The 23,360-nt window shown below is 34.4% G+C and carries 23 protein-coding genes; 11 read left to right on the top strand and 12 right to left on the bottom strand.

The window, feature by feature from the left end; all coding sequences use genetic code 11:
* Positions 1-31: 31 nt before the first annotated feature.
* Positions 32-955 (bottom strand): ABC transporter substrate-binding protein, encoded by a 924-nt coding sequence (locus tag KA858_RS01500; protein WP_210134825.1) that lies wholly within the window; start codon positions 953-955, stop codon positions 32-34.
* Between the two features lie 71 nt (positions 956-1,026).
* Between KA858_RS01500 and KA858_RS01505 the strand changes: the two genes are divergently transcribed.
* From KA858_RS01505 to pbp4, 3 genes are all read left to right on the top strand, one after another.
* Positions 1,027-1,197 carry a hypothetical protein gene (locus KA858_RS01505; RefSeq protein WP_158261804.1) on the top strand — a complete coding sequence of 57 codons (171 nt, stop codon included), beginning with the start codon at positions 1,027-1,029 and terminating at the stop codon, positions 1,195-1,197.
* A gap of 135 nt (positions 1,198-1,332) precedes the next feature.
* Positions 1,333-2,472 carry a polysaccharide deacetylase family protein gene (locus KA858_RS01510; RefSeq protein ID WP_210134826.1) on the top strand — a complete coding sequence of 380 codons (1,140 nt, stop codon included), beginning with the start codon at positions 1,333-1,335 and terminating at the stop codon, positions 2,470-2,472.
* A 466-nt stretch (positions 2,473-2,938) separates the two neighbouring features.
* Positions 2,939-4,090, top strand: a complete 1,152-nt coding sequence (pbp4, locus tag KA858_RS01515; RefSeq protein WP_210134827.1) for a penicillin-binding protein PBP4 — start codon at positions 2,939-2,941, stop codon at positions 4,088-4,090.
* A gap of 84 nt (positions 4,091-4,174) precedes the next feature.
* Here pbp4 and KA858_RS01520 read toward each other — a convergent pair whose 3' ends face one another.
* The gene (locus KA858_RS01520; RefSeq protein WP_210134842.1) at positions 4,175-4,762 is read right to left on the bottom strand and encodes a TetR/AcrR family transcriptional regulator; all 588 of its coding nucleotides are present in this window, start codon (positions 4,760-4,762) and stop codon (positions 4,175-4,177) included.
* Between the two features lie 196 nt (positions 4,763-4,958).
* Between KA858_RS01520 and KA858_RS01525 the strand changes: the two genes are divergently transcribed.
* A complete protein-coding gene (locus KA858_RS01525) occupies positions 4,959-6,734 on the top strand; it encodes an oleate hydratase (protein WP_210134828.1) in 1,776 nt (591 codons plus the stop codon).
* 78 nt (positions 6,735-6,812) lie between these two features.
* Here KA858_RS01525 and KA858_RS01530 read toward each other — a convergent pair whose 3' ends face one another.
* The 7 genes from KA858_RS01530 to KA858_RS01560 form a co-directional block, all read right to left on the bottom strand.
* Positions 6,813-9,071, bottom strand: a complete 2,259-nt coding sequence (locus tag KA858_RS01530; RefSeq protein ID WP_210134829.1) for an ATP-binding cassette domain-containing protein — start codon at positions 9,069-9,071, stop codon at positions 6,813-6,815.
* Positions 9,072-9,101: 30 nt separating this feature from the next.
* Positions 9,102-9,887, bottom strand: a complete 786-nt coding sequence (locus tag KA858_RS01535) for an arylamine N-acetyltransferase family protein (protein ID WP_210134830.1) — start codon at positions 9,885-9,887, stop codon at positions 9,102-9,104.
* Positions 9,888-10,054: 167 nt separating this feature from the next.
* A complete protein-coding gene (locus KA858_RS01540; RefSeq protein WP_210134831.1) occupies positions 10,055-10,690 on the bottom strand; it encodes an ABC-2 transporter permease in 636 nt (211 codons plus the stop codon).
* Positions 10,690-11,535: an ABC transporter ATP-binding protein gene (locus KA858_RS01545; protein ID WP_210134832.1), complete on the bottom strand. Its 846-nt coding sequence runs from the start codon at positions 11,533-11,535 to the stop codon at positions 10,690-10,692. Before KA858_RS01545 ends, KA858_RS01540 begins: the two co-directional genes overlap by 1 nt.
* Before the next feature lie 90 nt (positions 11,536-11,625).
* Positions 11,626-12,342 (bottom strand): DUF3169 family protein, encoded by a 717-nt coding sequence (locus KA858_RS01550; protein WP_210134833.1) that lies wholly within the window; start codon positions 12,340-12,342, stop codon positions 11,626-11,628.
* Entirely contained in the window at positions 12,339-12,542 is a 204-nt protein-coding gene (locus KA858_RS01555) for a helix-turn-helix transcriptional regulator (protein WP_011274640.1), read from the bottom strand. The genes KA858_RS01550 and KA858_RS01555 overlap by 4 nt, the downstream gene beginning before the upstream one ends.
* A gap of 143 nt (positions 12,543-12,685) precedes the next feature.
* On the bottom strand, positions 12,686-13,168 hold the full coding sequence (locus KA858_RS01560; protein WP_210134834.1) for an RrF2 family transcriptional regulator: 483 nt from the start codon (positions 13,166-13,168) through the stop codon (positions 12,686-12,688).
* A gap of 155 nt (positions 13,169-13,323) precedes the next feature.
* Between KA858_RS01560 and KA858_RS01565 the strand changes: the two genes are divergently transcribed.
* Positions 13,324-14,244: a DMT family transporter gene (locus KA858_RS01565; protein WP_210134835.1), complete on the top strand. Its 921-nt coding sequence runs from the start codon at positions 13,324-13,326 to the stop codon at positions 14,242-14,244.
* 361 nt (positions 14,245-14,605) lie between these two features.
* A complete protein-coding gene (locus KA858_RS01570; protein ID WP_210134843.1) occupies positions 14,606-15,775 on the top strand; it encodes an MFS transporter in 1,170 nt (389 codons plus the stop codon).
* A gap of 70 nt (positions 15,776-15,845) precedes the next feature.
* Here KA858_RS01570 and KA858_RS01575 read toward each other — a convergent pair whose 3' ends face one another.
* Entirely contained in the window at positions 15,846-16,409 is a 564-nt protein-coding gene (locus tag KA858_RS01575; protein ID WP_210134836.1) for a hypothetical protein, read from the bottom strand.
* A 73-nt stretch (positions 16,410-16,482) separates the two neighbouring features.
* Positions 16,483-18,024: a bifunctional metallophosphatase/5'-nucleotidase gene (locus KA858_RS01580; RefSeq protein WP_210134837.1), complete on the bottom strand. Its 1,542-nt coding sequence runs from the start codon at positions 18,022-18,024 to the stop codon at positions 16,483-16,485.
* A 305-nt stretch (positions 18,025-18,329) separates the two neighbouring features.
* Between KA858_RS01580 and KA858_RS01585 the strand changes: the two genes are divergently transcribed.
* The 5 genes from KA858_RS01585 to KA858_RS01605 all read left to right on the top strand — a co-directional run bounded on the left by KA858_RS01585 (position 18,330) and on the right by KA858_RS01605 (position 22,795).
* Entirely contained in the window at positions 18,330-19,289 is a 960-nt protein-coding gene (locus KA858_RS01585; protein WP_210134838.1) for a phosphate/phosphite/phosphonate ABC transporter substrate-binding protein, read from the top strand.
* A gap of 276 nt (positions 19,290-19,565) precedes the next feature.
* Complete coding sequence (phnC, locus tag KA858_RS01590; protein WP_011274648.1) at positions 19,566-20,339, top strand: phosphonate ABC transporter ATP-binding protein; 774 nt, start codon at positions 19,566-19,568, stop codon at positions 20,337-20,339.
* Position 20,340: 1 nt separating this feature from the next.
* Positions 20,341-21,141, top strand: coding sequence for a phosphonate ABC transporter, permease protein PhnE (phnE, locus tag KA858_RS01595; RefSeq protein ID WP_210134839.1), 801 nt, complete (start codon positions 20,341-20,343; stop codon positions 21,139-21,141).
* Positions 21,138-21,965, top strand: coding sequence for a phosphonate ABC transporter, permease protein PhnE (gene phnE / locus KA858_RS01600; RefSeq protein ID WP_016930613.1), 828 nt, complete (start codon positions 21,138-21,140; stop codon positions 21,963-21,965). The genes phnE (KA858_RS01595) and phnE (KA858_RS01600) overlap by 4 nt, the downstream gene beginning before the upstream one ends.
* A 452-nt stretch (positions 21,966-22,417) precedes the next feature.
* Complete coding sequence (locus tag KA858_RS01605) at positions 22,418-22,795, top strand: hypothetical protein (protein ID WP_210134840.1); 378 nt, start codon at positions 22,418-22,420, stop codon at positions 22,793-22,795.
* Positions 22,796-22,924: 129 nt separating this feature from the next.
* On the opposite strand, the gene KA858_RS01610 is transcribed toward KA858_RS01605, so the two are convergent.
* Positions 22,925-23,360 (bottom strand): LPXTG cell wall anchor domain-containing protein (locus KA858_RS01610; protein ID WP_210134841.1); only part of this gene is annotated, 436 nt, incomplete at its 5' end.

Raw genomic sequence — 23,360 nt, forward strand, 5'->3', positions numbered from 1 at the left:
GTCGGTTGATGGTTTTTCTGCAAGTAAGGCACTATTTACTTGCAGAATCTAATAATTTTTTCTTTAAATCTTTACGTTCAAAGTCAAGAGAATAGGGATCGTTTAACCAATACACACCCTCGTCAACTTTAAATGTTTGTCCTTTTTTAACTGCGTCTGTATTTTTCCAAACATCTTTATTTTCGAATGAAAGGTCAGCTCCTTTAGCAACAGGTGTTACGACATAATCACCAGCCATTTCTGGAATTTGTTCCGCAGAAATATCAGCTAAATCTTCTTTTTTAGTTGCACTTTCAACTTTACTTGGCATTTTTAGGCCGAATGAATCGTAAAGTACTTCGCTTCCGTGACCATAAGTTTTACCTAAAACATAGATTTTTTTATCGAAATCTTTGATGATTGAGACAGTAGCATCTTCACCAATGGCATCCTTAATTTCTTTACCATCATCTTTGGTTTTATCTTCCCATTGATCTACCCATTTTTGCGCTTTATCTTCTTTACCGATAATTTTACCTAATTCTAAATGTTGTTCTTTATAATCATGTTTCATATAATCAAATGCGACAGTAGGTGCGATTTTTTTCAATTTTTTCAAGTTTTTGTCAGTATTATAAGTAATGATTAAATCTGGTTTCGCTTTAGCTACAGCTTCAACGTTTTCAGGATCAATTTTCTTAACATCTTTAAATTTATCTTTTAATACTGAACTATCATCAACATTTTTAGCTACAGCTTGAATGTTAGCATCAAGTTCTTTTAAACCACCGGCATACGTTGTACCTAAAACAACGATTCGTTTAGGTTCCTTAGGAATTTTAATTTTATCCCCATCGTCAGTTGTATAAGATTTAGTATCTTCTTTAGCATCATTAGAACGATTATTATCGCTATTATTACCACAAGCAGCTAAGGCTAAAATAAATACTAACGCCACAGCAAATAATTTTCTCAAAATATCCATCTCCTTTTATATGTATATTGCAATTATATAGGAAATTAAAATGAAGCAAAAGGTGAAATAGAATGACATTAGATAGATACGATAAAATTGCGATAGTGCTCATCATAGTATTTGTATTCATTAGTACATTTTCAATGCCGGAAATTTACGAATTAATATTAAAGAGCATTATTGTTCTAGCCATTGTAGTTAATTTAGTTATGAAATTCATTGAAAAGCGTAAAAACAAATAATTTAATATTAAATAAAATTAATGTCATGTAAAAATTACGTTAAGCTATAAATGATATGTTATATATAGTATAAAAATGTTATATAATATTCAGTGATCGGCATAAAATCACTTTGTTATATAAAGGAGTAAATGCATGACTAAGAAATATTTGTTGAGTGTATTCACAGTTGTTCTCGCCATTGTTTTATGTGCATGTCAATCGACATCACACACGCAAGATAAAAAAGCGCAACAAGCATCGCAAAATAAAGAAGCAAACATGTATGCGAAAAAGAAAAGTTCTGGACAAGAAGATTGGGTTGAATATAAAGGTGATGTGGCGCATGTCTTTTTTCATCCGTTAATTACAGATCCTAAGATCGCGTTCACTGGTGAAGCAAATCAAGCAAAAGGTAATAATGATTGGATGATTACTGTTGATGAATTTAAACGTTCACTTGATGAGTTATATCAGCATCATTACATATTAATTGATCCACATGATGCCTATGATTTTAATTCTAAACCTATTAAGAAGAAAACATTAAAGCTGCCTAAAGGAAAGAAACCATTAATTTTATCCATTGATGATATGAATTATTATGATTATATGAGAGGAAACGGCTATGCAGACCGCTTAGTCTTAGACAAATCTAATCACGTTGTATCTGAAACAAAAGGTAAAGATGGGAAAGTAACACAAAGTGAAACGAATGATATCGTTCCGATTCTAAATCGCTTTGTGAAAGATCATCCCGATTTCTCACTGAATGGACAAAAGGGTGTCGTTGGTTTGACAGGATATAACGGTGTACTTGGATATCGTACCAATGAGTTAGACAGCAAAGATTATCATGAGCGAAAAGAACAAGCAATCAAAGTTGCAAAAGCAATGAAACGTGACGGTTGGACATTTGCAAGTCATTCTTGGGGGCACATTGATTTTGTCAATAGTTCATATGATCGTATTGTGAAAGATACCGAACGTTGGAAGAAAGAAGTCACACCAATCATTGGACAAACAGATTTATTTATTTTCCCTCATGGCGCGCAAGATAGGGGCTCTGCAGGTTATCAATATCTAGAGCATAAAGCTGGTTTCAAATATTTAGCGGGCGTAGGTCCTAATAACTTTACTGATATCGGTGAGTATAGTGTATATCAAGATCGTGTTGCTATCGATGGTTTGAATCTCTATGACTTTAAATACAAGTTGAAACCATTTGTAGACCCTGACAAGGTTTATAGCAAGGAAGATCGTAGTTATTTTAAAGGCGACAAAGCGTATAAATAATCAGAAGTCACAGGCACATGACTCATCGCTATGACAAATGACAGCGAAATGAGCCTGGGACATAAATAATATGATGATGCTATTTTGCAAATTCGCAGTAGCTGACTGAACTGAGAAGGCGCTTAATTCAAGCTTTTCTCAGTTCTAGTTATCCTTGCGGGCGGGGCCTCAGCAAAGAGAATTTCACTAAGAAATTCTACAAGCAAAGCAAGCTGGGAGTCGGGGCCCCAGCAAAGAGAATTTCATCAAGAAATTCTACAAGCAAAGCAAGCTGGGGTTACTACGAATTTAAAAAGAATTCTGTCCCACTCCCTTAAATTTGGTTAAATCATTAAAAATTAGTGTTGATCATCATAATAAGAAACAGCATTCTAAGATTATGCGTTATATATAGTTGTAATATCCATATAATATTGTTATAAAAAGTATTGTACAATATTATAAATATTTAAAAAGAGGGGATATATTGTTTAGTAAATTTGTAAAAGGGATAGGCGTCATCATTACGATGGCGCTATTACATACGTCGATAAGTTACGCGAGTGAATCGCCAGTAACGATTGCCAATAAAGAAAAAAATAGTAGCATAAGTAAGAAATATCAGCCTAGTGGTGTCATGTTGACTACAGATCAAGGGCAAATTTTATATCATTACCAGGGAAATCAACATGTTGATCCGGCATCTATGTCTAAAATGATGACCTTATATTTAACATATGAAGCCATTGACAATGGAAGATTAAAGCTTAACGATAAAGTAAAAATTACCAATCATTATGCAACCCTGTCTAATTTACCAAATTTATCATCAGTATCATTGCAACAAGGTCAAGTATATACGATTGAAGCACTAATCAAACAAACAACATTAGCATCAAGCAATGCTGCTGCGATGATATTAGGTGAGAAGATTAGTGGCAATAATGATGCATTTACTAACAAAATGAATCAACAAGCTCAATCATTTCATATGACAAATACAAATTTTGTCAATCCTGCTGGCGCGCAGAATCGCTTGTTAGGTCAATACGCACCATCAAAATTTAAAAACCAAGAATATCCTAAAAGTACAGCGAAAGATATGAACATTTTAATGCAACAGCTTATTTCAAAGCATCCTGAAGTATTGCAAATATCTAAGTTGACACAAGATACACAGCAAGGCAATACGTTTAAGAGTACAAATTTATCGTTAAAAGGCCAACCGCTTTATTTACCTGGTACGGATGGGTTAAAGACAGGTACAAGTAATAAAGGCTATAACATCGCATTAACCAATAAGCAAAATCACTTGCGTTTAAACGAAACGGTCATGAACGTTCAACCTTATGGCGATGAAAATGCAAAATATAATAGAAATCGAATAGGGAACAACATTATTAAACAATATCGCCAAAAATATGAGTACAAGAAAGTATTAACTGAAGGTGACCATGAAATTGATGGCAAGAAATATCATGTTAAGAAAGATTTATATGATATCGTGCCAAAGGATAGCGCTCAGTGGCATATAGCCATCAATAAAGATGGTAAAGCCTATGTTCATTATCATAGGGATTTCTTACCAGGTAGTGACTACCCACGTGTTGCTGCAGATAAAAAATGGAAATGGTTCTAAATGAACGAATCAAATGAAAAATGTCGCTAAGCTTTCAACTTGGCGACATTTTCAAATTATGAAATACCTTAAATAAAGGGCGTTTTAGCTCAGTTTCTTCAAATGGATTTCTCTAGCACCACATATCATATTCACAATTTCATTCGTTACTTTATCAATCGATTGTTGCTGACCATGTTGAATCCAGTTCGTTATAACGCTTAAAATACCCCCAGTTAAAAACTCCCCATATATGGTTACATCTACATAAAATTGACCACTTTGTTTATCAAAGGCAATTTGCTTTTGAACCGCTTTGTAAATTTGTTCATAAAAAATAGTATAAACTTCGCCGTAAAAATTGAGAGTTATAACGCTACGGACAATCGCTTTATTGTTATGAATAAATGTTAAAACATCTCTCATCAATTTCTCAAAAAATTGTCGTGGATTGTCGGGATTAATGTCTGGTAAATATAGCGCTCTAAAATGATCAATCAACGTGCCGACAACGTGATTTAACAAGTCATATTTATCATTAAAATGACGATAAAACGTAGATCGTCGTACGTTGGCTTTGGTACATAAGTCCTGAACTGTAATCTGTTCAAATGATTTCGATTGCAATAGTTCAGAAAATGAAGTAATTAGCGCTTGATGTGTCTTTTGGACGCGTAAATCTTGTTTGTTCAACATCATCACTCCTCTTATCGGACAGTTTAATTAAAATGTCGCTTATGTTACAAACCCACATAAGTGACGCACAATTCTTGGCCTTCCTCATTTTATAATACAGTCGAAGGGTAGATTAATTTCTTTAAGATTACTTATAGTTTACTACTTTTCAATTTAAAAATTAAAAATAATGAACATTTGGGAAGTGATATGTATGTACTATAGTAACGGGAATTATGAAGCATTTGCCCGTCCTAAAAAACCAGAAAATGTCGCGCATAAATCCGCTTATCTTATTGGTTCTGGATTAGCCTCGTTAGCTGCTGCATGTTTCTTGATTAGAGATGGACAAATGGATGGGTCAAAAATCCATGTTTTAGAAGAGTTGTCTAAACCTGGTGGAAGTTTAGATGGCGATCAACTTCCTTTAAAAGGCTATGTTGTTAGAGGCGGAAGAGAAATGGAAAATCATTTCGAATGTTTATGGGATTTATTTCGCTCCATCCCATCGCTTGAAATGGACAATGCTTCCGTATTAGATGAGTTTTATTGGTTAAATAAAGAAGATCCTAATTACTCACGTTGTCGTGTTATTGAGAAAAGGGGACATCAGTTACCTACTGATGGTGATTTTACTTTGACGCCACAAGCGATTAAAGAAATCATACATTTATGTTTAATGAAAGAAGAAGCATTAAATGATGTGACGATTACGGATGTCTTCTCAAATGATTTTATGCATTCAAATTTCTGGATTTATTGGAAAACAATGTTCGCATTTGAACCATGGCACTCCGCGATGGAGATGCGTCGATATTTAATGCGCTTTGTACATCATATTGGAGGATTAGCGGATTTCAGTGCCCTTAAATTCACTAAATACAATCAATATGAATCACTTATTCTTCCTATGATTGCTTACTTAGAGTCCCACGGTGTGCAATTTCAATATGATGTCCAAGTCATGAATATGAAAGTAGATATCACAACAACAGAAAAGGTTGCTCGTGAAATACAACTTAAACGTTCAGGTAAAGATGAAGTTATTCCTCTAACGCCAAATGATTTAGTATTTGTTACGAATGGTAGTATTACTGAAAGTTCAACATATGGAGATAACAACACGCCCGCACCCCCTACAAAAGATATCGGCGGTAGTTGGACATTGTGGCGTAATCTTGCCAAACAGAGTCCTGAGTTTGGTTGTCCCGAAAAGTTCTATCATCATTTACCGGACAAAAGTTGGTTTGTATCAGCAACTGCGACGACGAATAACAAGACAATTATTAATACTATCGAGCACATTTGTAAACGAGATCCTTTAGCCGGCAAGACAGTGACAGGTGGGATTGTTACTGTGAATGATTCTAAATGGCAATTGAATTTTACTGTAAATCGTCAGCAACAATTTAAAAGCCAACCCGACGATGAGGTGAGCGTTTGGATTTACGCGTTATATTCAAACGTGAATGGTGACTTTATCAATAAACCAATCACCGAGTGCAGTGGAAATGAAATTTGCCAAGAATGGTTATATCATATGGGCGTATCTATCAATCAAATTGAAGACCTCGCTAAAAATCAATGTAATACGATACCAGTCTATATGCCATATATCTGTTCTTATTTTATGCCTAGAGCTGTTGGAGACAGACCACTTGTTGTGCCTAAAAATGCTCGCAACATAGCCTTTATTGGTAATTTTGCAGAAACAGAAAGAGATACTGTCTTTACCACTGAATATTCGGTAAGAACTGCTATGGAAGCAGTCTACCAATTGTTGGGCATAGATAGAGGTGTCCCTGAAGTGGTTGCAACAGAATTTGACCTTCGCATATTGATGGATGCCTTATATGAACTCACCGACCGTAAAAATTTAATAGAACTCACCGAACATAACAAAATACAGCAACTCGCACTCAACACTTTCTTGAAGAAGATTAAAGGCACATATATCGAAGCATTGTTGCAACAACACAAGTTACTATAAGTGTAGATACAAATGCTTAATGGCAGAACTCAACCCCCACATGACGGTTACGTTTGTGGGGGTATTTATATTGTTATGTTAATTACTTATATATCGTTTTAAATGTTTAGCGGTTACGGAATTGTTGATATTGAAAATACCATCGGGTTCGCCCGCATAAAGTAATTGACCACCTTTATCTCCGGCATAGGGGCCGATATCAATTAACCAATCCGCCTGAGTCATCATCGTTAAATTATGTTCAATCAAGATAACTGTATTACCTTCGTCAATAAGATGATTAAAACAATCAATAAGGATTGGCAAATCATCTTCATGTAATCCAGTTGTTGGCTCATCAAAGATAAAGAGCTTGTTCGTCACGTCTTGAGTAAGGTAACGACTCAGTTTCACACGTTGAATTTCACCACCTGAAAGGGTATCTAATGATTGTCCTAAAGTCATATAATTGAGCCCTGTATCCGCTAATGCTTGAAGCGGTCGCGTAATACTTGGACTATCACTAAATTTCTCAATGGCCTCATCTACAGTTAATGCTAAAATATCCGCAATAGAATAACCTTCTACTTTAGCTTCTAACACTTCTGGACGATATCTTGTTCCGCCACATAACTCGCATATTTGTGAAAAGTCTGGCATAAACGCAAGTTCAGTTTTTAAGACGCCTTTGCCATGACATTCTGGACATGCACCTTCTGAATTATAGCTAAACATACTTTTTTTAAGACCAGTGTGTTGGCTGAAGAAACTGCGCACATCGTCAAAGATACCTAAATAAGTAAGTAAATTAGAACGATTGGATGCATGGGCAGGTTTTTGGTCAATAAAGATAGCTTCTTGTTCACGTTCAAATCCTGCAGAAATGAGTGAACTTTTACCTGAACCCGCAACACCTGTAACGACAGTCATCGCATGTTTAGGTAGTTCAGTTGTGACATTTTGTAAGTTATTACGACTAATATTTGAAATTTGAAGCATGTTTTTTGCCGTACGCGGTGTCGTTTTGAGTTGATGTTCACGATTTAATGCGCGACCAGTACTCGTGTCCGAAGCGAGTAGTGCGTTGTACGAGCCAGTAAATGTAATATTACCGCCGTTTTTACCGGCTAAAGGACCTAAATCAATAATGTGGTCAGCCGTCTTAATCACATCTGGGTCATGTTCCACAACAAGCACCGTATTACCTTTATCTTTTAAGGATTGAATGATGTCATTAATGCGTTGAATGTCTTCTGGATGTAGTCCAACACTTGGCTCGTCAATAATATATACAAGATCGCTTAGAGGACTATTTAAATGACAAATAAGTTTGATACGTTGTGATTCACCGCCAGATAGGGAAGTCGTTTCCCGTGCAAGTGTTAAATAGTTCAATCCGATATAACTTAACGCTTCTAGTTGTTTTTTGAGTGGCTCTATGATCACACGTGCTTTGTCGGATTTTATTTTTCTTAAAAAGGCTAACGCCTCATCAATTTGTAGGTTTGTGAATTCTGCAATATTTAAACCATTAATTTTACAACTTAGCACAGTGTCATTAAGACGTTGACCATGGCAACTAGGACAGTCATGTTTCGATACGACACGGTCGATGTCTTCCTTAAAACGTTTCTTTTCAAAATTATCATTGAGTAGAAATGAACGACGAAAACGATGGATTAATCCTTCAAATTTCGCAGTCCTTGGCCAATTTGAGGGCGGGTTCTTTAATTTGGTTGGTTCAGTATACAGGAAGGTATCCATTTCTTCTTTCGTGTAATCCTTTAGTTTCTTATCATTATCAAATAAACCTGTATATAAATAACGTTTACCACGCCAACTGTCTGGTCTAAATGAAGGGAATTTAATTGCATCTTCATTCAGTGATTTATCATAATCAAGCAATTCATTTAAATCTATATCTTCAACGTAGCCTAAGCCCGAACATGTTTCGCACATTCCTTTAGGATTATTAAAAGAAAAGATATCAGAGTAACCTACAAAGGGTTCGCCAATACGTGACCATAGAAGACGTACGGACGCGTAAATATCAGAAATCGTACCTACAGTTGAACGAGAGTTACCGCCAAGACGTTTTTGATTGATAATCATAGCAACCGGAAGATGTTTAATTTGGTCAACATCAGGTTTTTCGTATTGTGTGAGTTGATGTTGCACATAACTTGAATACGTTTCATTCAACAATCTTTCAGATTCTGCGGCTACAGTATTGAAGACGAGGGAAGACTTCCCTGAACCTGAACGACCTGTAAATACTGTTAATTCATGCTTTGGAATGGTTACATTTATATTTTTTAAGTTGTTTTGTTTAGCACCAACAATCTCTATGTTAGACATAATTTCACCTCTTAATGAGAAATGTATATTTTAAGGTTCTAAAGGCTTAATTTTGACATCTAAATTAAAGTATTCTTTTAGCAAAGCTCGATAGTTGTCAGAAGTTACGTCGTACTTATCTTTATGATCTTGTTTACTTAGTGTGAGATGTTGTAATGACATCGTAGCACGACCAAATGACTGAGGTTGCGTAACAATCAGTTGTTGCACAAATATAGAATCTGGGTGTTCTGAATTATATTGAATCATATCCGCAAAATCTCCAACTTGTTTGGGTTGGAAACGCGCTTCGTAACGCGTGACCCATGTACCATTTTCAAGCTTTTGAATACAATAGGTACCGTCATGTTCTGTAATCGCACGAAATTCGCCTGTAATATCTGTCACAGGATGAGTAGGGTCGGTATTGGTAATAGGTAAAGCTTGTAAAGGTAAATCTCCAAAACCTACGTCTGCAACATAACTGATACCATCAATTGGGACTACAAGTGACATATGTGAACCTTCTGGACTACGATTGCCATTCGGCTGTTCGACTGTCGCAGACATGCGATATACGGTAAACCCTTTGGCTTCAAGGTAAGTCCCAAAGAAATGATTCATTTCGTAACAGAAACCGCCACGGTGTTGAATAATGAATTTATCATATAAATCATTAATTTCTACGGAGATAGGTATGCCATTTTGGACATTAATATTTTCAAAAGGAACCGTAAGCATGTATTGCTTAATATAATAATTGAGTGCTTCAAGTGTAGGTTCATGATATTTTGAAGAATCAATATTTAAATAGTGTTCGATAGCTTGAATATCCATTAGATGAGGACTCCTTTTTAAGTGCGTTTAGTCATCCATACCCTATAAAAAGTTGAATGACGCATATAAGCAATGAATAGAAAGTGGTTCTAAACACTTGAGTGCCACTAATGTAGCGTGCTTAGAACCACTTTGAGTTTAAATTAAAATTGTAAATAACTTAAAGGTTATAATTCTTGTTTGTTGAAAATGGCTATTGAAATGAAATAAGAAGCCACTAAACAAATCAAACCAAGTATTGCATATAAACCGATGAAGAGGATATCTGTAGGATTTGTTCCTAAATCAGAGAATGAACCTGAACGAACAATGGCAGACATAATAACACCAAAGTAAGTAATAAAGAATAAAATAAGAACGATAACCGATGTTGAAATCATGATGACATTTGAATTTTCAGGACCAAATTTAAATGTTAACGGGAACATGATAGCGTATGTGCCTGCAGCACCAATACCTACTAAACCTGAAATAAGTGTTAACATTAAATTCTGATGTATCGCTAATACTGCAATTAAACCAATAATTAATCCGATAAAGATGAGTATGCCATAAAATGAGAAATAACTTTTAATATAAGCACTACGATGTGTTGGCAATGTTGAAATATAATACATCCACTTAGAATCTTTTTCTCTCTTTAAGTTATCCGTCACTGGTGACAATAAGAAAATCATTGGTAAGAAACATGCCATTGCTGGATTTATAAAAGCGAATAAGAAACTTGCTACAATGGCTACAATTAAATATGTGATAAGTGACTTTTTAGATGCATAGAAACTACTTAAAATTAGACCTTTCATTATTTATCACCTCTCATAATTAATTTTGTTGCGTCATCAATAGTGTTAAGTGGGTGAGCGTTCGTTACACTAGACCAATCCTTGATTAAGATTTGGCGTTGACCTTGTCTCACTCTTGATGCAATGATGATGTCTTGCGGAATGTCTAAATCATCATGCTCATCAACTTCGACAATACCGTATTGTTTTAACAATGCTTCCTTATTTTCTTGAAGGACAACTTCACCATCACGCATAAAGATTAATTGTGTGGCAAGATGTTCAATGTCTTCAGAAATGTGAGATGAAATGAGTATGCCATGTCCTTCTGAAATATAGTCTTCCAACATTTCAATGACTTCTTCACGTCCTGATACGTCCATACCCGCAGTAGCCTCATCCAGAATGAGTAGCTTTGTATCATGAGCTAGAGCCATGGCTAAGGCTGCTTTCATACGCATTCCTCTTGAGAATGTTTTAATTTGCGCGTTAGTTGGTAATTCGAAACGCTGAATGACTTCAAAGAAACGATCACTGTTCCATGTTTTGAAAATATTCGCAAAAACCTTATCCATATCTTTAATTTCGAGTTTATCAGGCACACGTAAGTCATCAAATACAACGCCAATATGCTCTTTGTATGCATAATCCTTATCTGAGACAACTTGATCAAAAAATGAAATCTCTCCAGAATCTTTAAAACGGTTACCAACTAATGTATTAATCAATGTTGATTTACCTGAACCATTCTTACCAATTAAACCAATCACTTCACCAGGTCGAAGTGTTAAAGAAATATCTTTCAAATGGAATTGTGATTTCCTATACGACTTGTTGAGATGTTGCACTTGCAATAGATGTTCCATAATAATCCTCTCTTTCTGTTGATTAGTATTAGATTTAATTCAATTAAAGATTAGTTACGTTTATCATAATATAGATTAATTAATAAATAACTAGGATTTGTAAAATTTACGTACTTTTAACATATAACCTAGGCTGTTGTATGCGAAAATAATGATTAAGAATAATATACCAAGTGTTTGATTTGAACCAGTATCAATAGAGAAGATACCTAAAAATATAATTGCGATCATTAATAATGCGAGGTTAACTTGATAATTTTTGTACATACTGACAAGAGTAATATGACGTTCGCCATCATCCATAAGTGCTAACGTTTTTTCTGTTGCCTTTTTTTCACCTATTTTAGGATAGCGTGAATCGAAACGACGATTGAAAAAGCCCATCATTATTGAAGGTATGATGGTCAATATATACGGGATGATCGCGTATAATACATCAATTTTTGAACCACGGCCAAATACGATTAATAAAAGCGCAATAAAGCTTATAATCATCTGAATATATATGATGATACTAGATTTATTAAAGTTTAAATCGGATTTCTTTTCGTATAAATCGGCATCATCATCTTCAATTGAATTCAAACTTTGTGATTTAAATTTAAGCGCATCTTTTTGAACTTTCCATAAATAAACGGTAAGACCGATGATAAGTAGTGACGAAATGATACAAATAAGTATCCCGAAATGGGTATGCGATAAATTGATATTTGATAAGAAAGTACTAATGCTTCCCATCGAACCGCCAGCAATACCACCAATAAATCCACCGAGTACAAGTAAAAGTAGATTACGTCTTACTTTCATAAATCTCCCTCCTCAAAGATAAAGACATTTTCAACTGGTTCATTGAATATACGCGCAATTTTAACGGCTGTTAAAATGGACGGCATAAAATCATTCCGTTCAATCAAAGAAACTGTTTGCCGAGAGATACCGGCTTGTTTAGCGAGTTGTGTTTGATTGAAGCCATCGCGAGCACGTAATTCTTTAAGACGATTTCGCAATATTCATCAACTCCTTGACTATTACGTTACATTATATTTGTCATTTTGACAATTATATTAGTCAAAAAGACCTGTATTTTTGTCAAAATAGATATAAAAGTAGCCTTCGGGTTGTCTGAAGTTAGACATCCAGAAAGCTTGTTTTACCGTGATTTACGATTCGATAGCACCCATTGTTTTAGATCGTTAAGATGATATTTTGTGACGATGGTTTGATTGACTTCATCCAATGTAATCGAAGATAAAGTGGAGATAAGTGTATGTTCAATTGTATATAATGCATGACTAACTACGCACATTTCTGCTTTTTGGCCTTCCTTTTCACCTAAGAAGGGCTTCAATAATTGCTGACTAGAAAAGATCGCGTCTCGACCTTCTATTGCTAGAAAAACATCATAAAATGTGATTTGATTTAAAGGCTTATTTAAAGAAAAGCCTCCATTTTTGCCTGTAGAAGAATTAACGAGATCTTCTTTAACAAGAGCTTTAATAATCTTCTTTAAATAAGAATCAGAAACATTTAAACGATCACTTAACGCGGTAGAGGTCATCACGCTATGTTTGGGTAGTAGGTTCAACATTAATAGAACATAGACAGCTTGCTCCCATCCTTTAGATAATTTCATAAGAGTCCTCCAATGATAGACGTTCCTTTCATTATAAAATATATTATAAAAATTTTATATATTAAGATTGAAAAATAAAAAGCGTGCATTATAATACTATTTAAAGACAACGAATATCTTAATTATCTTTAATCAATGACTAGGAGATGACATCTATGAATTTACATCAACGTTCGCATTTATACTTCTATATATGTATTATTTTAACGACCCTATGTATGGGCTCTTCTTTTCCAACTGGGAAGTACCTCATCTCAATTGAACACGTGCCACCTATGTTACTAGGCGGATGGCGTTTTACCATCGCGGGATTCATTATCTTATTGGTTTTATTTTTGAAAAGGGGAGCCAAAAACGTAGTACCAACAATTGATCATAATAGTTACAAAGGCTTTATATTTGTCGCCACCATCGGATTATTACAAACGGCTGGAACAATGGGATTATTAAATATAGCAATGTCATTGGGTGTATCCTCTTCAATGTCAGCTGTTTTACTGTTTACCAATCCATTATGGTTAGCTGTTCTTGCGCATTTCATACTGAAAGAGCGGTTAACAATGATTAAAATGGTTGCACTCGTGATTGGTGTGATTGGGGTTACGATATGTCTAGGGTTAGATCGTACATTGTTAGGATGGGGATCATTTGTCGCATTACTTGGTTCGCTATGTTGGTCATGTAATACTGTTGTGACTAAACAATTTAAGTTTGATAAAGGTGCGTGGGTATTAACAGGATGGCAATTATTATTTGGCGGCATCATCATGTTCTTGATTAGCCAATTGTTAGGGGAACGTTATCACATTGAACAATTGAATGGTTGGGGATGGTTATGGTTTTGGTGGCTTGTGTTTCCAGCGTCTATTGGATCATTTGGATTATGGTTTAGTAGTTTGAATTTACGTGGTGCCACTATTTCGAGTAGTTTTTTATTTTTAGTGCCCTTATTTTCAACCATTTTCTCCATTATAGGATTAGGCGAACCTTTCACATTACACATTATGTTAGGCGGATTGTGTGTTGTAATCGCATTGATTGCGATTAATTATTCACCACATCGCTTAAGACATTAAGGTATTAAATGCTTGATAAATCGAATGATCGCACTGCATAGTTCTAGGATAATATTAATTATGAGTTCCCAAAGTGGTTGTTTGGATTTATCTTTTTTAGATTCAGACATCATATCACTCCTATGCTAGTTAGATTAACATAGCGACATTTTGATTGAAAATGTTACATATATGGAAGGTTTTCGAAATACTACATACTTAAAATTATCTTAATATTAATACAATGAAAATATATGAAAACTTGCGAATACTGACTTAAGAAAATCAAAAAATCTGAATAAACCTCTTCACATGGTACCTATTTTTTTGTAAGATAGCACTCGTATTATTTTTGAGCGCGATATAAAAGGAGGTAGCAATGATGAAAGGTAACAGAATGATGTTCTTCATATTCATGTTAGGTACATTTACAGTTGGCATGGCAGAGTATGTTGTAACGGGATTACTAACTCAAATCGCAAGTGATATGAAAGTGTCTATTTCAAGTGCAGGATTATTAATTAGTGTATATGCTGTGAGTGTTGCGTTAATTGGACCATTTATGCGTATATTTACAATGAATGTGCGTGCCAAACGCTTATTACCGATTTTAGTGGCCATATTTATCGGAAGTAACGTGGTAGGTATGTTGGCACCCAATTTTCAAGTATTACTGTTATCACGATTGTTGTCAGCGTCAATGCATGCACCCTTCTTTGGCGTATGTATGAGTGTCGCTGCAGCCGTTGCACCTCGTGGTAAACAACCACAAGCCATCGCATTAGTCCAAGCAGGTTTAACCATCGCGGTTATGATTGGTGTACCATTTGGTTCATTCTTAGGTGGATTTGCGAATTGGAGAGCTGTATTTGGCGTTATGATTGTTCTAGCAATTATTACAATGCTAGGTATGTTGAAATTTGTACCAGATGTATCACTTAGCACAGAATCTAATGTAAAAAATGAATTGAAAGTATTCAAAAATCCACATATTTTAATTGTGATGTCTATTATCGTCTTTGGTTATTCAGGTGTCTTCACAACGTATACCTTTATGGAGCCAATGATTCATAACTTCGCACCTTTTAAAATCGTCGGCCTAACCATCTGTTTATTTATGTTTGGTTTAGGTGGTGTGTTAGGGAACTTAATTACAGGGAATGTGCCAGAACCTAAATTGACGAAATATTTATTCTATACGTTTTTATTACTATTTTTAACTATCGTATTATTTGTCACTTTCGTGCATCATACGATTTTAGCAATTATTATATGTTTCTTATTTGGATTTGGAACATTTGGTACGACACCATTATTAAATAGTAAGATTATATTAAGTGCCAAAGAAGCACCATTACTTGCGAGTACATTAGCGGCGTCTATTTTTAATGTGGCAAATTTCTTAGGTGCCATTATTGGTTCAATTTTATTATCAATCGGTTTACCTTATTTAATGATTACCTTTGTATCAGGGGGAATTATTATTCTAGGTATTTTGATTAATGCAGTTAATTATTTTTATGAAAAGAAACATTTCCAATTTGAAAAATGAAAGTTGAGTTGAAGAAACACCTCTAGTGTCAGTGTGTCATCGTACTGATATTAGAGGTGTTTGATTATATTTAATCAGATTCGAATTTTAATGTTGGTTCGTACATATCGTGATTGAAGTGATGTTTAGAAAATTGACGTAAATCATTTATAAACGTATCTATGTTACGATCTAATTTCTCTTTGGTTCTCACGATGATAACGCGCTTATCGTCAGAGTTTGTTTCGTATTTATCATTATAGATTCTTGCAGCTATAGAAATTTTTGAGATATAATTCTCCAGTGATTCATAGCAATTTAGTAAATCACGAATAGGTTTATTAGATTCTTCTTCATGGTGACTCATAGTACCCAATAATTCTTGAATTTGATCGTCTAATTTTACAAAAAGTCCCTCCACATCATCGCATTTTTCTAACGTTTGCGGCTTGTTTATTAGAGTATTGGTTTCACTTAAATGAATTTTACTTATTTTAGATGCTTTATAAGCAGTTAAATCTATCATACTCAAAATATCATTTTTATAATCTTCACGTTTTTCTTCTTTCTCTTTAGTGATTTGATATTTAATCCCCCAAAATGTCCCAATTAGCGCAAAGATACCTCCGACAATGGCAGCTAAAAATTCACTCATAATAATGAACTCCTTTTCTAGTGAGAATATTTACATTTATATTGTACACTATTTAAATAATATAAGAGGAAAATTATAGTTCGACTTTGAAGTTAAGAACTTGAGGTATGTTAGATATATCGTTATTGGTAATGAAATCAATTAAAAGTTGTGCACCTTCTTCTTGTATATCTTTAACTACAGGTGCTTCAGCGAACATGTCATAATTACCACCGCCTACAGCACGATAGTTGTTGACACAAATGGTATAAGTTTTATCACTGATAAGTGGTTCATTGCCAACCTTAATATCAGTTACGCGTTGACCAATAGGTTCTCTTACATGAATGGTATAAGTGATACCGCCATACATGTCATAGTTAAAATGCTGTGGTTTCGGATATAAAAATGCATCGTTGATTGTTATTTCATTTTTATCGTTAAGCGTGAAGTAGCTTGCTGATTTTTCTAAAGCGTCTTTAATGCCTGCACCAGTAAGTTTTAAAACTTGGAATGTATTGGGAAAAGGATAATTATTAATAATATCACGCATAGTAATACGTTTATTAAATCCTGCTGCTGAGTCGAAGAGTGCCGTACTTGTAATATCAGCATCACTTTTCTCCAATAACATAACATTTATTAAATTAATAAGTGGATGAGGTTTCATTCGTGCCTCAAATTGATCTTCTACTAACATCGGTTCAGGTAAGGTCGTGATTTCAGTATCTAGCCAGTCTTCTAGATGTGTTAATAGCTTAGAATCTTCCGGTAATAGACTGTATTCTGAGTCTCCCACTACAGGTAACAATTCGCTTTGCGTATCAATAATCTGATTATTGTCGCCAATCGTTAGCGTTACTTTACCTATTTGTGTTGCACGTGTACCAGGTTGAATAACGGCAGTTTCATATTTAACTGTCGCGATATCTCGATGTTGGTGACCTGTAATCAATACATCGATGCTTTCATGGAAACGATGTAGAATTTCGGAAGCCTCATTCTCACCAGTTAAATCTTCAGTTGGTTCCTCTGTATCTATATCACGTTCGAATCCGCCGTGATATGAAACGACGACGATGTCAGCTTTTTCACGGACATTAGGTAATAGTTGGGTAAGTGTTTCAATCGCACTCTTGAAAGTTAAGCCTTCGATATGATGTGGTTGTTCCCAGTTAGGGATATTTTGTGTAGTTAGACCAATCACGCCTACTGTTAGTCCTTCCTTTTCAAAATAATGCACGCCTTTACTTGTAAAAGGTTGTTGTTTTGAGTCTAAAATATTAGCACAAAGCACTGGATGGTTAAGGTTTTGTAGTGTGTCTTTAAGGTATGGTAAGCCATAGTTAAATTCATGATTACCAATCGTTCCCAAATCAAAATTTAAGCGGTTATATATCGTTGTTAACGGTTTGCTAGAGCGTAACTCTGATACTAAATAGTTGCATAAAGGTGATCCTTGTAAGAAATCCCCGTTATCTATTTTGAAGTAAATATCGTCGTTTTTGCTTGATTGTTCGATAAGTTGATTAGCATATAACAAACCCATAGGTAACTGTTGATTCGTCTGTGAGAAATCAGTTGGGAATATGTAGCCGTGAACATCACTAACGATATAAAAGCTAAGTTGAGTCATAAGTACCATCCTTTCATTAATGATAGTTATTTATAATTATAAGGTATGCGTGATAATCAATCATTATTCATATCCAATAATAAATTTATTTTTATAGAAAAAAATTATAGTAAAAAAATATATGCAGAATAGATTTTAAGAAGATTTTTTAGAAATAATTTACAATAACTTAATGATATAAACATATTTTATATAAATTTTATGTTAATTAAATACTATTTCAATTAATATTGTGCTAATCTTATATTGTCAATTAAATTGACAAATTACACGATTTATACATATCGAACGGGGGCATTACAGTTATGAAGCAAATGAAGTATCTTTTAGTGCTAGCTTTAACAGTTATTATTTTTACAGCAGCATGTGGAAATAATAGCTCATTAGATAGCAACAACAAAAGTTCTGACAGCGGTTCTGATTCTGGTAAAGATGGTTACAAACCTAAAGAATTAACAGTGCAATTCGTGCCATCTCAAAACGCGAACACACTTGAAGCGAAAGCAAAGCCACTTGAAAAATTATTATCTGAAAAGTTAGACATCCCAGTAAAAGTATCTGTATCAACTAACTACAATACAATCGTAGAAGCGATGAAATCTAAAAAAGTAGACGTAGGTTTCTTACCACCAACTGCATACACATTAGCACATGATCAAAAAGCAGCAGATTTATTGTTACAAGCTCAACGTTATGGCGTTAACAAAGATGGGTCTAACTCAGACAAATTAGTTAAAGATTATAAATCAGAAATTTTGGTCAAAAAAGATTCTGGAATTAAAGATTTAAAAGACTTGAAAGGTAAAAAAATCGCATTACAAGATGTAACGTCTACAGCAGGTTACACGTTCCCAATTGCGACACTTAAAGAAGCGACTGGCATTAACGCTACTAAAGATATGAATATTGTAAATGTGAAAGGGCATGACCAAGCGGTTATTTCATTACTTAACGGTGATGTTGATGCGGCAGCAGTATTCCAAGACGCACGTACAATCGTTAAAAAGGACCAACCAAATGTATTTAAAGATACTAAGATTATTAAATTAACAGAACCTATTCCAAATGACACAATTTCAGTTCGTCCAGATATGGATAAAGCATTCCAAGATAAACTTAAAAAAGCATTTAAAGATATTGCAAAAACAAAAGAAGGTCATAAAATCATCAGTGAAGTATACTCTCATGAAGGATACACAGATGCCAAAGATTCAGACTTTGATATTGTAAGAAAATATGAAAAACAAGTTCAAGATATGAAATAATATTAGAACATCATTAAACGAAATTGAAGTTTTAATATTATCACAATATATCTAAACTTAGACTAATGAACATTGTAGATTAATAAAAGCAAAGAGGAGCAAGGTCGAAAATAATATTTTTGAGGCTACTCAGCAAATTTGCAGTAGCTGGCTGAACTGAGATGGCACATAAAACAAGCTTTCTCAGTTCTAGTCGTCCTTGCGGGGATAAGAAAACGAATTCGTTAACAATTCTGTCTCACGTCTTTCTTTGCAAAAATAAAGGGTGCTATTTAAATGAGTCAAATTGAATTTAAAGATGTCAATAAAGTTTATCCAAATGGGCATGTAGGACTAAAAGACATCAATTTGAATATTGAAAAGGGAGATTTCGCAGTTATCGTAGGCTTGTCAGGTGCAGGGAAATCAACGCTATTAAGATCAGTTAATCGACTTCATGATATAACATCTGGTGATATTCTTATTGAAGGTAAATCGATTACGAAAGCTAAAGGTAATGATCTACTAATGATGCGCCGTAATATTGGGATGATCTTCCAACATTTTAATCTTGTAAAACGATCATCTGTATTACGCAATGTGTTAAGTGGACGAGTAGGCTATCATCCAACTTGGAAGATGGTGTTAGGTCTTTTTCCAAAAGAAGATAAAGTAAAAGCCATGGATGCTTTAGAGCGAGTGAATATTCTGGATAAATACGACCAACGTTCTGATGAATTGTCTGGTGGTCAACAACAACGTATTTCAATTGCTCGTGCATTAGCACAAGAACCAGCAATTATTTTAGCTGATGAACCTGTAGCGTCTTTGGATCCTCTAACAACAAAACAAGTGATGGATGATTTAAAGAAGATAAATGAAGAATTAGGTATTACAATTCTTATTAACTTGCACTTTGTAGATCTAGCACTTGAATACGGTACGCGTATTATAGGGCTTCGTGCTGGTGAACTTGTATTCGATGGCCCTGCAAGTGAGGCAACCGAAGAAGTGTTTAATGATATTTACGGTCGTAAACTTAAAGATGATGAGAAGCTAGGGGTTGAATAATATGACGACACCTACAACGAGTAAATATGATGAATATTTGAATAAGAAGTTTTCGCTTAAAACGAGTTTTACTATTTTTCTAGTATTAGCTTTAATAATATGGAGTTTCTTATATACTGGCTTTAGTTTTGCCGATTTAATGGTAGGTTTACCTCAAATTGGTTCATTCTTTGGACAAATGGTACCACCAGACTGGGCATATATACATACAATATTGAAACCTATGTTAGATACCATTCGCATGGCTATTGTTGGGACATTTCTAGGTGCGATTGTATCTATCCCAATTGCTTTAATCTGTGCAAGTAATATTGTTAAAACGAAATGTATTTCAATTCCGGCTCGTTTTATTTTAAATATTGTGCGTACGATACCAGATTTATTACTAGCAGCTATATTTGTAGCTGTCTTCGGTATTGGTCAAATTCCAGGTGTATTAGCACTATTTATCTTAACTATTTGTGTTATTGCAAAGTTACTCTATGAAGCACTTGAAACCATAGATCCAGGCCCAATGGAAGCCATGACAGCAGTTGGGGCAAATAAAACGAAATGGATTGTCTTCGGAGTTGTGCCACAAATATTATCAACTTTCTTCTCATATGTGTTGTTCGCTTTTGAAATTAACATTCGTGCTTCAGCGGTACTTGGTCTTGTAGGCGCTGGCGGTATTGGATTGTTCTATGATTCTACTTTAGGCTTATTCCAATATCCTAAAACTGCGATGATTATTCTATTTACATTAGTTATTGTTGTCATAATTGACTATGTAAGCTCGAAAGTGAGGGAACAACTCGCATGACACAAAATAAAGATAATTTAGAACAAAAGTTTCCTATTAAATCAAAAAAGCATAAGCAAAAAATAATTAAAAATTGGATTATTGCAATTGTTGTTTTGGCTATTATTGCATGGGGGTTTGTAGGAATGCCCGCATTAGAATTAAAATCCAAATCCATTGAAATTTTAAAATCTATTTTTCACGGACTTTTTCATCCGGATTGGGGTTATGTATATATTCCTGCTGGTGAAGATTTATTACGTGGATTACTTGAAACGTTTGCGATTGCGGTGATTGGTACGTTTATTGCAGCTATTATCTGTATTCCATTTGCCTTTCTAGGTGCACAGAATTTAATCAAAATTCGTCCAGTAACCGGTATCACTAAATTTATATTAAGTGTGATACGTGTATTTCCAGAGATTGTTATGGCTCTAATTTTCATTAAAGCGGTTGGTCCGGGGTCATTTTCAGGTGTACTAGCTTTAGGTATACATTCAGTAGGGATGCTAGGAAAATTATTCGTTGAAGATATTGAAAGGTTAGATTTCACGTCAGTCGAAGCATTGAAAGCAAGTGGTGCTAACAAGACGAAAACTTTGATCTTTGCAGTTATACCACAGATATTACCATCATTTTTATCGCTTGTGTTATATCGCTTTGAATTGAATTTACGTTCTGCCTCGATTTTAGGACTTATCGGTGCTGGAGGAATTGGTACACCATTAATTTTCGCACTTCAAACACGATCTTGGGACAGAGTAGGTATTATTTTAATCGGTTTAGTGATTATGGTAGCTATTGTCGATTTGATTTCAGGCGCAATACGTAAGCGAATTGTATAGATGAGAGAGTCGAATAAATTTTAAAGTATGTTTAACCGGCTCGGTTTTTCAATGTTTAAATATACCATGGAGATGGGTCAAAGCAATTGATATGAGTGGCGTCCCATTACCATGGTTTATTTTTTATGTTTTAAAAACCCTATGTAATGTGTTTTTAAAAATGATTTTGACTTCATTGTAGGGATGACGAACCTTTTTGACATCGCAGCATAGGCATCACGTTTGTCAGCATTATAACCTTGTCGACGAATTACAACATTGTGTTCTAACTGCTTTGAAACGTTATTGCATTAAGATATAAATTTTAACCATTCATTAATTAATTTGCCATAGTTATGCCTCATATTTCTACAAAGTTATAAACTATCAGAAACTTACAGAGTTGTAATTTTGGGCTTTCTCTCTAAAAATATCCTATTTTATATGTTTATATATAAGTGAGGTGAGTAAATATGGAAAATGTAAGTAGTAATAAATATAGAAACAATGAATTCTATGGTAGTAGAAATGAAAATATTGCATCATCTATAAGTTATTTAAGTGTGTTTTTTGCACCGGTACTATTACCTATTGTAATGTGGATTATTGCTGACAAACCTGTATCAATTCATGCTCGTAAAGCATTATTTAACCATATACTTACTTGGGTTTGCTTTACATTAGCGCCATTAGCATTGATGCTATCTGCTAGTGTTATGGGCAATGCATCAACTAATACAGAAAGCTGGATTGTATTTGGCTCATGGACAATTGCAGTTGTATTGGTGGTAGTAGGCGTTTATTTGTTCATTAAAAATATTATTAGAGGCATTAAATTATTATTAGTTTAGAAGTTATAAAAAAGAGGCTATCGCTTATAGGTTAATACACCTTTAATGATAGCCTCTTCATTTTCATATGCATAAAAGAAATGCTCTAGTAATAAAAGTAACAGATAATTAGAAAAATATAGTTATTGCTTATTTCGAAAATTTACGTCTGAGGCTAATGACACCTACGCCTAATATGAAAGCTATAAAACTGTAAACAAACGTTGTCGTTGAGGCGCGTTCACCTGTCATAGGTAATTCGTGATGTAATGAAGTTTGACTCGTTTCTTGAGAACGAGTTGCTTGTTTACTAAGTGTCGAATTCATTTGTGATTTTGGTGATTGATCTTGTTGTTTAACTAAATGATGCTTTTCAGCATAGCCATTGAATCCCATGTCATTATCTTCAGCTTGGTGTTTAGTAGGGTCTTGTTGAGAGTTAGACTTAGATGTTTGTTTAACTAGACCGTTTTGCTCGACATAACCATTGAATCCCATGTCATTATCTTCAGCTTGGTGTTTAGCAGGGTCTTGTTGAGAATTAGACTTAGATGTTTGTTTAACTAGACCATTTTGCTCAGCATAA

Origin of the sequence: Staphylococcus sp. GDX8P80P (assembly GCF_017893095.1) — a bacterium.
GTDB classification, from domain to species: Bacteria; Bacillota; Bacilli; order Staphylococcales; family Staphylococcaceae; genus Staphylococcus; species Staphylococcus borealis.

Bases quoted from the DNA above. Each gene is read 5' to 3' on its own strand.
- KA858_RS01570 (WP_210134843.1), top strand. From the start codon at position 14,606: ATGAAAGGTAACAGAATGATGTTCTTCATATTCATGTTAGGTACATTT.
- KA858_RS01540 (WP_210134831.1), bottom strand. From the start codon at position 10,690: ATGAAAGGTCTAATTTTAAGTAGTTTCTATGCATCTAAAAAGTCACTT.
- KA858_RS01505 (WP_158261804.1), top strand. From the start codon at position 1,027: ATGACATTAGATAGATACGATAAAATTGCGATAGTGCTCATCATAGTA.
- KA858_RS01585 (WP_210134838.1), top strand. From the start codon at position 18,330: ATGAAGCAAATGAAGTATCTTTTAGTGCTAGCTTTAACAGTTATTATT.
- KA858_RS01535 (WP_210134830.1), bottom strand. From the start codon at position 9,887: ATGGATATTCAAGCTATCGAACACTATTTAAATATTGATTCTTCAAAA.
- KA858_RS01550 (WP_210134833.1), bottom strand. From the start codon at position 12,342: ATGAAAGTAAGACGTAATCTACTTTTACTTGTACTCGGTGGATTTATT.
- KA858_RS01560 (WP_210134834.1), bottom strand. From the start codon at position 13,168: ATGAAATTATCTAAAGGATGGGAGCAAGCTGTCTATGTTCTATTAATG.
- KA858_RS01575 (WP_210134836.1), bottom strand. From the start codon at position 16,409: ATGAGTGAATTTTTAGCTGCCATTGTCGGAGGTATCTTTGCGCTAATT.
- KA858_RS01580 (WP_210134837.1), bottom strand. From the start codon at position 18,024: ATGACTCAACTTAGCTTTTATATCGTTAGTGATGTTCACGGCTACATA.
- KA858_RS01525 (WP_210134828.1), top strand. From the start codon at position 4,959: ATGTACTATAGTAACGGGAATTATGAAGCATTTGCCCGTCCTAAAAAA.
- phnE (WP_210134839.1), top strand. From the start codon at position 20,341: ATGACGACACCTACAACGAGTAAATATGATGAATATTTGAATAAGAAG.
- phnC (WP_011274648.1), top strand. From the start codon at position 19,566: ATGAGTCAAATTGAATTTAAAGATGTCAATAAAGTTTATCCAAATGGG.
- phnE (WP_016930613.1), top strand. From the start codon at position 21,138: ATGACACAAAATAAAGATAATTTAGAACAAAAGTTTCCTATTAAATCA.
- KA858_RS01510 (WP_210134826.1), top strand. From the start codon at position 1,333: ATGACTAAGAAATATTTGTTGAGTGTATTCACAGTTGTTCTCGCCATT.
- KA858_RS01605 (WP_210134840.1), top strand. From the start codon at position 22,418: ATGGAAAATGTAAGTAGTAATAAATATAGAAACAATGAATTCTATGGT.
- KA858_RS01565 (WP_210134835.1), top strand. From the start codon at position 13,324: ATGAATTTACATCAACGTTCGCATTTATACTTCTATATATGTATTATT.
- KA858_RS01545 (WP_210134832.1), bottom strand. From the start codon at position 11,535: ATGGAACATCTATTGCAAGTGCAACATCTCAACAAGTCGTATAGGAAA.
- KA858_RS01530 (WP_210134829.1), bottom strand. From the start codon at position 9,071: ATGTCTAACATAGAGATTGTTGGTGCTAAACAAAACAACTTAAAAAAT.